General features: G+C 73.3%; 11 protein-coding genes. 3 read left to right on the top strand and 8 right to left on the bottom strand.

What is annotated here, in order from left to right; all coding sequences use genetic code 11:
• The first annotated feature begins 56 nt into the window (after nucleotides 1-56).
• Together E1300_RS12370 and E1300_RS12365 are read left to right on the top strand one after the other, a co-directional pair.
• On the top strand, nucleotides 57-785 hold the full coding sequence (locus E1300_RS12370; protein ID WP_242619106.1) for an SDR family oxidoreductase: 729 nt from the start codon (nucleotides 57-59) through the stop codon (nucleotides 783-785).
• 106 nt (nucleotides 786-891) lie between these two features.
• A complete protein-coding gene (locus tag E1300_RS12365; RefSeq protein ID WP_131757115.1) occupies nucleotides 892-2,112 on the top strand; it encodes an aminotransferase class I/II-fold pyridoxal phosphate-dependent enzyme in 1,221 nt (406 codons plus the stop codon).
• On the opposite strand, the gene E1300_RS12360 is transcribed toward E1300_RS12365, so the two are convergent.
• The 4 genes from E1300_RS12360 to E1300_RS12345 all read right to left on the bottom strand — a co-directional run bounded on the left by E1300_RS12360 (nucleotide 2,036) and on the right by E1300_RS12345 (nucleotide 6,013).
• Entirely contained in the window at nucleotides 2,036-3,013 is a 978-nt protein-coding gene (locus E1300_RS12360) for a Gfo/Idh/MocA family protein (RefSeq protein ID WP_242619108.1), read from the bottom strand. The two genes, E1300_RS12365 and E1300_RS12360, sit on opposite strands and share 77 nt — an antisense overlap.
• A gap of 64 nt (nucleotides 3,014-3,077) precedes the next feature.
• Nucleotides 3,078-4,064, bottom strand: coding sequence for a methyltransferase (locus E1300_RS12355; RefSeq protein WP_207399670.1), 987 nt, complete (start codon nucleotides 4,062-4,064; stop codon nucleotides 3,078-3,080).
• 121 nt (nucleotides 4,065-4,185) lie between these two features.
• Nucleotides 4,186-4,794 (bottom strand): VOC family protein, encoded by a 609-nt coding sequence (locus E1300_RS12350; RefSeq protein WP_131757113.1) that lies wholly within the window; start codon nucleotides 4,792-4,794, stop codon nucleotides 4,186-4,188.
• Nucleotides 4,795-4,852: 58 nt separating this feature from the next.
• Complete coding sequence (locus E1300_RS12345; RefSeq protein WP_131757112.1) at nucleotides 4,853-6,013, bottom strand: glycosyltransferase; 1,161 nt, start codon at nucleotides 6,011-6,013, stop codon at nucleotides 4,853-4,855.
• A gap of 172 nt (nucleotides 6,014-6,185) precedes the next feature.
• On the opposite strand from E1300_RS12345, the gene E1300_RS12340 reads away from it, so the two are divergent.
• Complete coding sequence (locus tag E1300_RS12340; protein WP_131757111.1) at nucleotides 6,186-7,556, top strand: NDP-hexose 2,3-dehydratase family protein; 1,371 nt, start codon at nucleotides 6,186-6,188, stop codon at nucleotides 7,554-7,556.
• A 24-nt stretch (nucleotides 7,557-7,580) separates the two neighbouring features.
• On the opposite strand, the gene E1300_RS12335 is transcribed toward E1300_RS12340, so the two are convergent.
• From E1300_RS12335 to purB, 4 genes are all read right to left on the bottom strand, one after another.
• Nucleotides 7,581-8,573 (bottom strand): methyltransferase, encoded by a 993-nt coding sequence (locus tag E1300_RS12335; protein WP_131757110.1) that lies wholly within the window; start codon nucleotides 8,571-8,573, stop codon nucleotides 7,581-7,583.
• A 129-nt stretch (nucleotides 8,574-8,702) separates the two neighbouring features.
• The gene (gene hemG, locus E1300_RS12330) at nucleotides 8,703-10,205 is read right to left on the bottom strand and encodes a protoporphyrinogen oxidase (RefSeq protein WP_131757109.1); all 1,503 of its coding nucleotides are present in this window, start codon (nucleotides 10,203-10,205) and stop codon (nucleotides 8,703-8,705) included.
• 144 nt (nucleotides 10,206-10,349) lie between these two features.
• Nucleotides 10,350-10,787 (bottom strand): GNAT family N-acetyltransferase, encoded by a 438-nt coding sequence (locus tag E1300_RS12325; protein WP_207399668.1) that lies wholly within the window; start codon nucleotides 10,785-10,787, stop codon nucleotides 10,350-10,352.
• On the bottom strand, nucleotides 10,771-12,057 hold the full coding sequence (gene purB, locus E1300_RS12320; RefSeq protein ID WP_131757108.1) for an adenylosuccinate lyase: 1,287 nt from the start codon (nucleotides 12,055-12,057) through the stop codon (nucleotides 10,771-10,773). Before purB ends, E1300_RS12325 begins: the two co-directional genes overlap by 17 nt.
• Between the last annotated feature and the right edge of the window lie 240 nt (nucleotides 12,058-12,297).

Raw genomic sequence — 12,297 nt, 5'->3', positions numbered from 1 at the left:
GAAGGATGACTTATCGGTCTGCCATCCCTCCCCGTGAAGGAAAGGGGTCTCCGGACGTGTCGGTCGAGAGGATCGCGCTTGTCACGGGCGCCAACAAGGGCATCGGGTTCGAGATAGCACGGCAGCTCGGGGAGCAGGGCGGCGTCGTGCTCGTCGGCGCCAGGGACGAGGTGCGCGGCAAGGCCGCCGCCGACGCGCTGGCGGGCCGCGGCATCGCCGCGGTGCCGCTGCGCCTCGACGTGACGGACCCGGCCTCGGCGGCCGCCGCCGCGGACGCGATCACGGAGCGCTACGGCCGCCTGGACGTCCTCGTGAACAACGCGGGCATCGCCGGCGCCTTTACCGGCCCGCCCAGCGAGGCCACCGCCGGCGACCTGCGGGAGGTCTACGAGACGAACGTCTTCGGCGTGCTGACCGTGACCAACGCGATGCTACCGCTGCTGCGCCGCTCGGCCGCCGGGCGCGTCGTCAACCTGTCCAGCCACGTGGGGTCGCTGACCCTGAACGCGGATCCGCGCTCCCCGATGGCGAACCTCAACATGATCGCCTACCAGTCCTCGAAGACGGCGCTGAACGCGCTCACGATCGCGTACGCGAAGGAGCTGCGGGAGACGCCGATCAAGGTCAACGCCGCCAATCCCGGATCGGTGGCCACGGACATCAACGCCCATCGCGGGCAGCGGACCCCGGCGGAGGGCGCCGCGATCGCGGTCCGGCTGGCGCTGCTGGACGCGTCCGGGCCGTCGGGGGCGAGCCTCGCGGACGAGGGGAACGTCCCGTGGTGACCGCGGACCCCGAACACCCGAGGACACCGAATGCCGCGCACAACGAATACCGCGGCCACCGTATGGCGAGAAAAATGCCGGCGCGTGCTCACGATGGGAATCCGGCGTGAAGCAGAACATCGATGACTTCGCCCTTTTCGGCGGGCCCGCGGCTTTCGCGGAGCCCCTTTACGTGGGGCGGCCGAGCCTGGGCGACCGGTCGCGTCTCTTCGCCCGGCTCGACCGGGTGCTGGACAGCCAGTGGCTGACCAACGGCGCGCTCGTCCGCGAGTTCGAGGAGCGGGTGGCGGACCTGGTCGGCGTGCGCAACTGCGTGGCCACGTGCAGCGCGACCATGGCGCTGCAACTGCTCTACATGGGGGCGGGCCTGTCCGGCGAGGTCATCATGCCGTCGATGACCTACGTGGCCACCGCGCACTCCGCCCGGATGCTCGGGGTCACCCCGGTGTTCTGCGACGTCGATCCCGCGACCGGATGCCTGGACCCGCGTGCGGTGGAGGCCGCGGTGACGTCCCGCACGTCCGGTGTCGTCGGCGTCCACCTGTGGGGACGGCCCTGTGCGGTCGACGAGCTGGGGAAGGTCGCGGCGAGGCACGGCGTGCCGCTGCTGTTCGACGCGGCGCACGCGCTGGGCTGCTCCTACGGGGGACGGCGCGTCGGCGGCCTCGGCACCGCGGAGGTGTTCAGCTTCCACGCGACGAAGGTGGTGAACTGCTTCGAGGGCGGCGCCGTCGCCACCGACGACGACGGGCTCGCGCGGCACCTCAGGTCGCTGCGCATCTTCGGCGCCGGGCCCGACGGCCGCGTCGAGCGCGCCGGCACCAACGCCAAGATGACCGAGGCCGCCGCGGCGATGGGCCTGACGTCGCTGGAGGTGTTCGACCGGACCGTCCGGCACAACCGCGCGAACCACGCCCTCTACCGGTCCGAGCTGGCCGGGCTCGACGGGCTGTCGGTCGTCCCGTTCGACCCGGACGAGACGCCCAACTACCAGTACGTGGTGGTCCGGATCGACGAGGCGGGCGCCGGTCTCCACCGCGACCTGCTGATGCGGGTGCTCCGGGCGGAGAACGTCATCGCGCAGAGCTACTTCTCGCCCGCCTGCCACCAGATGGAGCCGTACCGGACGGAGCGCCCGGTCGAGCTGCCGCACACCGAGCGCCTGGCGGACGAGGTGCTCGCGCTGCCGACGGGACCCGCGGTCTCCGAAGCGGACATCCGCCTCATCTGCGACATCGTGCGGTGTGCGCTCACCTGGAGGGCGCAGGTGGCCGGACGATGCGGGCCCGTGCGCGCACCCGCTCGACCAGCGCGGCCTGGCGTGTGATCGCCTCGGCGTGCGGCGCGTAGTCCGCGTCGCCGAGGACCGATCGGGCGAACGCCTCGGCGGTGTTCTTGACCTGGTCGTCCGCCGGGAGGGACAGCTCCTCGGTCCCGTCCGGCGACTCGACGCGGACGAGCGGCTCCGAGCCCGGAGGCGGGGTGAACGCCCGGTCCACGGTGATCCGGGCACGGTCGCCCCACAGCGCGTAGCCGGAGCGGTAGGCGTGCTCGAAGCCGAACGACAGCTCGGCCGTGATGCCCGAAGGCGTGCACAGCAGCGCGTGGCCGGCGACGTCGACGCCCGTTGCCGGGTCCATGCGCAGGACCGAGCCGACGACGTCCAGCTCGGGGCCGAGGAAGTGGGACGCGGCGCGGATCGGGTAGACGCCGACGTCCAGAAGGGCGCCGCCGCCGAGGTCGGGCCGGTACCGGATGTCGGCCGCGTCCCGCGGCGGGATGCCGAAGCGCGCCGTGAACACGCGCGGCGCGCCGATCCGGCCGGCCGCGACGAGATCGCCGACCGCCCGGTGCTGGCCGTGGTGGAGGAACATGTAGTTCTCCATCAGCCACAGCCCGGCCTTTCGCGCCTGCTCCACCAGGGCGACGGCGGTGGCGTGGTCGCAGGTGAGCGGCTTCTCCGCCAGGACGTGCTTGCCGGCGGCGAGCGCCCGCTCCGTCCAGTGCGCGTGCAGGCCGGTCGGCAGCGGGATGTACACGGCGTCGATGTCCGCCCGGCCGAGCAGGTCCTCGTACCCGCCGGCGGCGGCGCAGCCGAACCGCCGGGCGGCGTCGCGCGCCCTGGCCGGATCGCGGCTCGCGACGGCCCTCAGCTCGACGTGCTCGGCGTCCCGCATGGCGGGCATGACCTTGCGGAGCGCGATGCTCGCGCACCCGAGGACTCCCATACGGACCACGGACGGCATGCCCGTCACCGCCTTCGGTTCCGCGTTCCGGAGGCTTCCCCCGGAGTCAGCTCGGACGGCATTCGATGATGAAGCGGCCGGACGGCGCCGTACCGGACGCGGTGACGGTCAGGCCCGCCTCCGCCGCCAGGGCGCTGAACTGGTCGAGGTTGCGGGCCTTGCCGCCGGTCAGGATCATCACCATCAGGCCGCCCCGGGGAGGCGTCCGCCCGGGGGACACGCACCCGTCCACGACGACGCGGCCGTGCGGGGCGGCGGCCTCGGCGCACCGGGTGAGCAGCGCGACCGCCTGGTCGTCGGGCCAGTCCAGGAGCAGGCGCGTGAGCAGGTAGACGTCCGCCCCGGCGGGGAGCGGGTCGAAGAAGCTCTGCCCGCTGACGGTGACGCGGTCGGCCACCCCCGCGGACGCGAAGACCTCATCGGACCGCGCCACCGTGCGGGGGAGGTCCACGAGCGTGCCGCGCAGGTGCGGGTGCGCGCGCAGCGTCTCGGCCAGCATCGCGCCCGTCCCGCCGCCGACGTCGACGACGTGGCGGACGTCCTCCCACCCGCCGTCGATCAGGACGGCGGGGTCCGGGACGGCGCGGCCTCCCTCGCTCATCTGCGCGTCGTAGCTCGCCGCGATGTGCGGATGGGCGTCCATGTCCTCCCAGTAGGGGAGCCCGAAGACCTTTTCGTAGGCGGGACGTCCCGTCCGGACGGCCGTGAGCAGGCCGCTCCACGCGCCCGCGATCCGCCCGCCCCAGCCGTCGAGGCCGAGGTTGCCGCGCAGCGCGCCGGGCTCCACCAGGACGCGGGCCGCGTCGTTGAGCGCGAACTCGCCCTCGGCGGGCTCCTCGAAGACGCCCCTGTCCACCAGGTGGCGCAGCACCCTGGCCAGGGAGTCGGCGTCGCAGTCCGCCTCCCGGGCCAGGTCGTCGATCTTCGTGGTGCCCCGCGCCAGGTGCTCGGCGACGCCCAGGGTGACCGCCACGCGCAGGCACCAGGGGGTCGCCAGGTCGCTCAGCGCCCAGACGTCCGCCGTATCCGCCATGTCCTAACCTCCCGGGTGATCGGCCCCTTCGTCCATTGTGAGAGCCGTGTCCCCGGGAGGCATCTTTCGGCGGTGCGGCGTTCAACGCCCGGCATGGCCGGTGACGTGCCGCCGGGCGGCGCTACTCCGGCGCCGCCCAGACGAAGCCGTCGGGGTCGGTGAACGGCCCGGCGGCGCTGCCGATCACGAGCCGGTGCGACCCGCTGCCGTCGGGATCGACGCCGGCGACCTTGGCGAGGCCGCGGCGCTTGTAGAGCGACAGCTTCACGGGGCTGGACTCGGCGGCGAACTCGACGTACCTGCCGCCGTAGCTCTTCGTCACCTCCAGGCCGTGCTCGACGTAGAACTGCTTGCTCTTGCCGACGTCGTCGACGCCGAGCTGAAGGACGATGTCGTCGATCTTCCGGCTGGCGGGGCCGGAGTCCTTCTTCGACTGGGACGCGACCGTCCACACGGTCCCGTCCGGGGCCTGGAAGGCGCCGCCGTAGCCCCAGAGGGACTTCTTGGCGGGCTTGAGCGACGTGGCGCCGGCCTCCAGGGCGGCGTCGAAGATGGCGTTGGCATTGGCGGGCTGGGACACGATGAGCGACATCGTGAACCCGCGGAACCCGCTGGTCGGCGCCTCCGAGGACTGGAGGCGCACGACGTCCAGGTCGAGGGCGGTGGAGTAGAAGCGCTTGGCGGCCGTGAGGTCGGCTACCTCTAGAGTGACGAAGTCGACGGAAGCCATGGCGGTCATGGTAGATGCGGGCCCGCGGCCGTGCTTCTCGATTCCTGATCGGTTCCGGTCACGTTTCCGTCAGCGCCTCCATCGCGCGGACCGTGTCGACGGGCGACGGGAGCGCGGCGTTCTCCCGGGCGAGCTCCCGCGCCCGCTGCGCGTACGACGGCGTGGAGAGGATCTCCCGGCAGCCCGCGGCGAACGCCGCGGCCTTGTCCTCCTCGGTCTCCTGCCGCTCGGGCAGCACCGTCAGCGCGGAGCCGAAGCCGGTCATCGCCCGCGCCACGGCCTTCGTGGCGGTGTTCGGCGGGAACAGCAGCTGCGGCGCCCCGGCCGCCAGGACGGTCATGGTGGTGGTCCCGCCCGTGTGGTTCACGACCAGGTCGCAGGTGGGAGCGACCACGTCCAGCGGCATCCAGCCGACGCGGACGCCGTCCAGCCCCTCCAGCGCCGCGCGGAACTCCTCGGCGGTCTTGCCCGGCGCCGCCACGAGCACCTCGGCCCCCAGCGGGGCCAGCTCGTCCGCGAGGTGCCGCAGCGCGCCGGGGGAGAGCATGCGGAAGTGGTTGCCCGAGGTGACCAGCACGCGCCGGCGCCCCTCCGGGCGGGTGTACATCCACCGTTCGAGGCGGCGCTGCGGATTGCTCGGCACCCAGCGCAGCGGCCGCACGTCCGGGGCGGGCGCCGGCCGCAGCGACGGCGGGCACGCCTCGATGAACAGCGCCGGAGCCGGCGGCGCCGAGAGCCCGAGGCGCTGGAGTTCGGGCCGGAGCCCCTCCTCGGCCGCGGGGTCGATGTCGGTGACCGGGATCCCGGGATACTCGGCGAACCGGACGTGCGGGATCTTGCGGTGGGCGGCGAGCAGCCCCGCCGCGAAGCTCATCGCGCCGCCGACGACCAGGTCGGGGGACCAGTCCTCCGCCACCTCCAGCAGCGCGTCCAGCGAGGCGGACGCCATCCTGGCGAAGCCCCGGCCCATGCCCCGCGCCTCCTCCCGCAGATCGTCCGGGCTCTGCGCGTCCTTCCTCGTGCGGCCGGTCATCACGAAGTGCCGGGTCGGCTCGGACATGACGCTGACCGCGGGAATCCGGACCTCCTCCGCATACGCCATCATCGGGTCGTTCGCGGCGAGGAGTATCTCGTGCCCCGCGCTCCGCACGGCCATCGCGAGCGGGGTGACGGCATCGACGTTCGCCTGGCTGCCGACCGGCGTGAACAGGAATCTCATGGCTCCAGGATCGGCTCCCGCCGCGTTCAACCGCGCGATTCACCGGTTGAACGGACCGTGCCGCGCCGGGAAATGGAAAGGCGCGCCGAAAAATGGTCCGATGGCCATTCGGAATTCGCGGCGGCGGCGCGGAACCCGTCATCGCGCCGGGCGGAAGGAACGGTGATCTCCCATGACCGTACTGCTGCTGAGGCCGCGCTCCGGAGCCGGGGCCGCCGAGCGGCTGGCCCGCTCCGCGGCGGCCGCGGAGGGCGCCGGCATCGCGACCGCGGACGTGCCCGGCTGGCTGGCCGCGCGCCGGCGGGCCCGCCCGTCCCGGGTCCGCCGGATCCCGTTCGCCGAGCTCGACGGCTGGTCGTTCGCCGACGGCACCGGCGACCTGCGGCACCGCAGCGGGCGGTTCTTCTCCGTCGAGGGCCTGCACGTCGTCCGGCCGAACGCGGACTGGCAGCAGCCGATCATCAACCAGCCGGAGATCGGCATCCTCGGCATCCTCGCGAAGGAGTTCGACGGGACGCTCCACTTCCTCATGCAGGCGAAGATGGAGCCCGGGAACCCCAACCTGGTGCAGCTCTCGCCGACCGTGCAGGCCACCCGCAGCAACTACACCAAGGCGCACGGCGGGGCGCGGGTGAAGTACCTGGAGTACTTCCTCGACCGGGACCGCGACCGCGTGCTCACCGACGTCCTCCAGTCCGAGCACGGCGCCTGGTTCTACCACAAGCGCAACCGCAACATGATCGTCGAGGTGGACGGGGACGTGCCCGCCGACGACGACTTCCGCTGGCTCACCCTCGGGCAGCTCGGCGCCCTGCTGCACCGGGACAACCTCGTGAACATGGACGCCCGGACGGTGCTGGCCAGCGCGCCGATGACCCACCCCGAGCGGCGGGCGCTGTCGTCCGACACCGACCTGCTGTCCTGGTTCACCGGGGAACGGGCCCGCCACGACGTGCACGCCCGCCGCATGCCCCTGAACCAGGTGGCCGACTGGATCCGCGACGCCCACTCCATCTACCGGGCCGACCAGCGGTTCTTCCGGGTCGTCGCGGTCGCGGTCGAGGGCGCCGCCCGCGAGGTCTCCAGCTGGACGCAGCCGCTGTTCGAGCCCGTCGGCCCCGGCGTCGTCGGCTTCGCCTACCGGGTCTTCGGCGGCGTCCCGCACGTCCTCGTGCACGCGCGCGTCGAAGGCGGCTTCCTCGACACCGCCGAGCTCGGCCCGACCGTCCAGTACGTCCCGGCGAACTACGTCCGGCTGCCGTCGGCGCACCGGCCGCCCTTCCTCGACCTCATGCTGGACGCGCCGCCGGACCGCATCCGCTACGCGGCGGTCCACTCCGAGGAGGGCGGCCGGTTCCTCAACGCCGAGAGCCGCTACCTGATCGTCGAGACCGACGAGGCGGCGACCCCCGCCGAGGCCCCGCCCGGCTACCACTGGATCACGCCGGGGCAGCTCAACTGGCTGGCCGGGCACAGCCACTACGTCAACGTGCAGGCCCGGACCCTGCTGGCCGTGCTCAACACCCACGCCGTCAGGCTGTGAACTCCGGTCAGGCTGTGACTCCGGTCAGGCTGTGAACTCCAGGATCGAGCGCCCCGACCCGGTGGCGACGTCGTCCCGCAGCGCGAGCCCGGCGGCGGCCGCGAGCGCGCGGTACTCGTCGAGGGAGCGCTCCCGGCCGCCGATGACGGCGAGCATCCGCAGGTCCATGGCGGTGGTCTGCGGCGAGGTCCCCTGCTCGGCGACGACCTGCTCGATCACCAGCACCCGGGCCCTCGACCCCGCCGCCTCGGCGCAGCGGGCCAGGATCGCCGTCGCGCCGTCGTCGTCCCAGTCGTGGAGGACCCTCGACAGGACGTAGACGTCGCCGTCCGCGGGCAACGGGTCGAAGAAGCTCCCCGGGACGAAGCCGCACCGGTCGGCGAGCCCCGCGGCGGCGAGGTCGCGCCGCCCCGCCTCGACGACGGACGGCAGGTCGACGAGCGTTCCCCGGAGGTCCGGATGCTTGGTGAGCAGCGCCGCCAGCAGCGTGCCCGTCCCTCCTCCGACGTCCACGACGTGGCGGACGCCCGACCAGTCGTACGCCGTCGCGACCTCGTCCGCCACGAACGAGACCTGAACCGCCATCAGCGCGTCGAAGGCCCGGCTGCGCTCGGGGTCGGCCTCCAGATCGTCCCAGAACGTCCGCCCGAACATGCTCGCGTAGACGGGACGGCCGGTGCGCGTGACCTGGAGCAGCCCGGACAGCGCCATGTCCGAGCGCCCCAGCCCGCCGTCGGCGTCCAGCCACGGGGTCATGCCCCCGTTGCGCCCGTCGGTCAGCAGCAGGCGGGACAGCTCGGTGAGGGCGAACACCCCTGGTTCCGGCTGCGCGAACACGCCCTTGGCGACGAGGTGCCGCAGCACCCGCTCCAGCGCGGCCGCGTCGGCCCCGCACCGCTCGGCGAGCTCGCCGGGACGCCGGGCCCCGGCCTCGATCAGGTCCGCCAGCCGCAGGGTGGCGGCGACCCGGATGGCGTAGGGCGTGGCCAGGTCGGACAGCGCCCGCAGCCGCCCCATCACCTCCGCCCCCGCCCCGCCGCCAGGCCCACCGCTCCGTCGGGCTGAACTCTCTACCCCGGCACTCGTGCCGGCGTTTTTCGCAGCACTCATCGCAACGACCTCCCTGTCATTCGGATCCCGGCCCCGTCACTCGGCGTGGGCGGGCGTCTTGTCCAGGTGGCCGAGGACCTGCTCCGTGGCCTTGCGCGCGGCGTTGAAGCACTGGCCGATGCCCACGCCGTCGTAGGCGTTGCCGCAGAGCGCGAGCCCGGGCTGGGCGGCGGCGACCTCCGCGCGGACCTGCTTGATCCGGCCGACGTGGCCGACGGTGTACTGCGGCAGCGCCCCGCGCCAGCGGGTGACCCGGGTCTCGACGGGCGCGCCGGTCGCCCCGGTCGCCTCGGCCAGCTCGCCCGCCGCCAGCGCGACCAGGTCGGCGTCGTCGCGGTCCACCAGCTCCGGGACGTCGATCCCGCCGGCCTGGCAGCGCACGATCTCCACGTCACCGGCCAGATGCGCCCACTTCACGCTGGAGAACGTCACCGACCGGACCGTCCGCCCGTCCACGGCGGGCACCCGGTACCCGGACCATCCCCGCTCGGCGAGCCCGCCGGGGAACGCCGCGCGGGGATATGCCAGCGTGATCATCGCGACGCTGGCGTAGGCGATGTCCGCGAGCGTCGCGCGGGCCGCGGCGGTGCCGGGCACCCCGGCCATCAGCTCGCTCGCCGTCCCGGCGGGGACGGCGAGGATCACCGCGTCCGCGGCGATGTCCTCGGTGGCCGGCCCGGCTGTGTTCCCGGCTGTGCTGCTTGCGCCACCGGACGACTTCACCGTCAGGTTCCAGCCGTTGTCGTCGCGCGCGAGGCCCGTCACCTGGGCTCCGGTGCGGATGTCGGCGTGCGGTGAGGCCGCGAGGACGGCGTCCGCGAGCGCGCCGGGCAGCGCGCCCATCCCGCCGACCAGCGTGCCGAGCCCGCTGTGGAGCGCGGGGATGCCCGACTCCGGCGACGGGAGCAGCATGCCCGCCGCCCTGGCGAGCGAGGCGTGCTTGCGGGACGCCATGAACAGCGGCAGCAGCGTGGCCTCGAACGACAGGTCGGCGGCCCGGCCGGCGCACATCTCGTTGATGAACGGGTCGACCAGCCGGTCCACGACCTCCTGGCCGAACCGCGCTGCGACGTAGGCCCCGACCGCGACGTCCCCGTCGCGGGGGGTCGCCGGCAGCGCCAGGTCCTCGCGGGCCCGCGCCACGCCCTCGTCGGACAGGACGCCGCACTTGGCCAGCTCGTCCATGTCCGAGGGCACGCTCATGAAGTGGCCGCCGGGCAGCGGCCAGAGCCCGCCCCTGGTCCACGTCGCCACCGCCGCGTTGTCGGCCGACACGAGCCGGTCGCCCAGCCCCGCGTCGCCGATCAGCCACTCGGTCTTGGGCCGCCACACCGCCTCGGCGCCCTCGTCGACCGCGAGCCCCGCCACCTCCGACACGGCCAGCTGCCCGCCGAGCCGGGACGTCCCCTCCAGCACCGTCACCCGCACCGGCTCGTTCCGCAGCAGGAACGCCGCCGTCAGCCCGGCGACGCCGCCTCCCACGACCGCCACGTGCGGTACCCCGCCCACCAGTCCCTGACCCTGATCCGTGGCCACCATCCCGGACTCTCCCTCGCCTTTGTCGGAACCGTGCCATCGCACCGTGGCAGGGGCACCCATAAATCCGGTCGAACGCGAGTGGACGCAACGTGGATCGCGTGTGGATTAAGTGTGGATTCAGCGGGGTCCGGCGGGCCGGTGCCTTTACGGGTTCAGCACCCAGGCGGATTCGTGCCGGGTGAAACCGATGTGCGGGTAATAGTCCGCCGCGGCGGGCGCGGAAAGGAGCACGAGCTTGGCCTGCGGCGCCTCTTTCCGCGTCGCGTCGATGAGGGCCCGTCCGATACCGGAACGCTGGTACGCCGAACTGACCGCGATATCGGAGAGGTAGGTCACGTACGAGAAATCCGAGACGCTGCGCGCGATGCCCACGAGTTCGCCGCCGACACGGCAGGTGATGACCAGGTTGGCGTTGCGGACCATCGCCGCCATGCGCCCGGTGTCCGCGACCGGCCGCCGCTCGCCCAGTCCCGACGACCGGTACACCTCCAGGACCTCGTCCAGGTCCAGGGCGGCGCCGTCCTCGCGCTCAATGTCCCACCCACGCTCAGTGTCCCACCCACGCTCAATGTCCCGCGTCACGGAGCTTCTCCAATCGCTTGAGGATCACGTCATGGTGTACCAGGAAGCGCTCCGGCCCCAGCGGGCCGGCGTCGATGCCCTGGGCGCCGAGCAGGGCGGCGAAGTCCCCGTCGCCGGCGATCGCGCCGTTCGCGGCGGCCTGCACCGCCCGGTAGGCCCGCTCGCGCTCGGTCCCGTCCTCCAGCAGGTCGGCCAGTACCGCCGAGCTGTACGCCAGGCCGCCGGTCCGGTCGATCGTGGCGCGCATCCGCTCGGGGAACACCTCCAGGCCCTCCACCAGGTCCGCCGCCGCGCTGGCCTGGTAGTGCGCGACGGTCATCGCGTCCGGCAGGATGATCCGCTCCACCGACGAGTGGGACAGGTCCCGCTCATGCCAGAGCGCGACGTCCTCCAGCATCGTGGCGGCGTGGCCGCGCAGGAGCCGGGCCAGCCCGACCAGGCGCTCGCTGGACGTCGGGTTCCGCTTGTGCGGCATGGCGCTCGACCCCTGGTAGCGGGACGTCCGGGGCTCCTCCACCTCGCGGACCTCGCTGCGCGACAGCAGCCGCACCTCCGTGGCGATCTGCTCCACGCAGGCGCCGAGGGCCGCCGCCGCCTGGACGAGCTGCGCGTGCCGGTCGCGGGCCACCACCTGGCTCGGCGCGGGCTCCACGCCGAGGCCGAGCTCGCCGCACACGTACTTCTCGACGAACGGGTCGATCAGCGCGTACGTGCCGACGGACCCGGAGATCGTGCCGACCGCGACCTCCACCCGCGCCGCCTCCAGCCGCCGCACGGAGCGGTCGACCGCGAAGGCGAACCCGGCGAGCTTGTGGCCGAACGTCGTGGGCTCCGCGTGCATGCCGTGGGTGCGGCCGATGCACACCGTCTCCCAGTGCTCGGCGGCCCGGTCCGCCAGGACGCCGCGGAGCCGCGCCGCCGCCTGGACCAGCAGGTCGCAGGCGCGGGCGAGGCAGTGGCCGAGGGCGGTGTCGACGAGGTCGTAGCTCGTCATGCCGAGGTGCACCCAGCGGGCGGAGTCGTCGGGGATGTCCTCGCAGAAGGCCGCGAGGAAGGAGAGGACCTCGTGGTCGCGCTCGCGCTCGATCTCCGCGACCCGTGCCGCGGACGGCACCCGCGCGCGCCGGATGTCGTCGACCGCGCTCGCCGGGACCCGGCCGAGCAGCGCCTGCGCCCGCGACGCCAGCAGCTCCACTCTGGCCCAGGTGGCGTAGCGGTTCTCGTCCGACCAGATCTCCGCCATCTCGGGCAGCGAATAGCGGGATATCATATCCGTGGTCCTTTCGCGGGCGTCACCGGCAGCCGCAGGATAGGTTTCGCCGCGGCGCGATGTATAGCCGGGCTTTTCGCCGCGCCGCACCCGCCGCGCCGCACCGCCGCTCCGCCGGGAACCGCGTTCAGCCGCCGAAAGTCGGCAGTTGAACGTCTCCCGCCGGACGTATTTCTCCGAGATTGCTCTGCGCGGCCCCGGTCCTGGTGATCCGTCACTTGCACGCGAGTTGCCCGGTGC

The organism is Actinomadura fibrosa (genome assembly GCF_900659615.1).
Lineage (GTDB): Bacteria > Actinomycetota > Actinomycetes > Streptosporangiales > Streptosporangiaceae > Spirillospora > Spirillospora fibrosa.
This window is presented reverse-complemented; position numbering and strand designations above follow the sequence as displayed.

Bases quoted from the DNA above. Each gene is read 5' to 3' on its own strand.
- purB (WP_131757108.1), bottom strand. From the start codon at position 12,057: ATGATATCCCGCTATTCGCTGCCCGAGATGGCGGAGATCTGGTCGGAC.
- E1300_RS12360 (WP_242619108.1), bottom strand. From the start codon at position 3,013: ATGGGAGTCCTCGGGTGCGCGAGCATCGCGCTCCGCAAGGTCATGCCC.
- E1300_RS12350 (WP_131757113.1), bottom strand. From the start codon at position 4,794: ATGGCTTCCGTCGACTTCGTCACTCTAGAGGTAGCCGACCTCACGGCC.
- hemG (WP_131757109.1), bottom strand. From the start codon at position 10,205: ATGGTGGCCACGGATCAGGGTCAGGGACTGGTGGGCGGGGTACCGCAC.
- E1300_RS12355 (WP_207399670.1), bottom strand. From the start codon at position 4,064: ATGGCGGATACGGCGGACGTCTGGGCGCTGAGCGACCTGGCGACCCCC.
- E1300_RS12335 (WP_131757110.1), bottom strand. From the start codon at position 8,573: ATGGGGCGGCTGCGGGCGCTGTCCGACCTGGCCACGCCCTACGCCATC.
- E1300_RS12345 (WP_131757112.1), bottom strand. From the start codon at position 6,013: ATGAGATTCCTGTTCACGCCGGTCGGCAGCCAGGCGAACGTCGATGCC.
- E1300_RS12340 (WP_131757111.1), top strand. From the start codon at position 6,186: ATGACCGTACTGCTGCTGAGGCCGCGCTCCGGAGCCGGGGCCGCCGAG.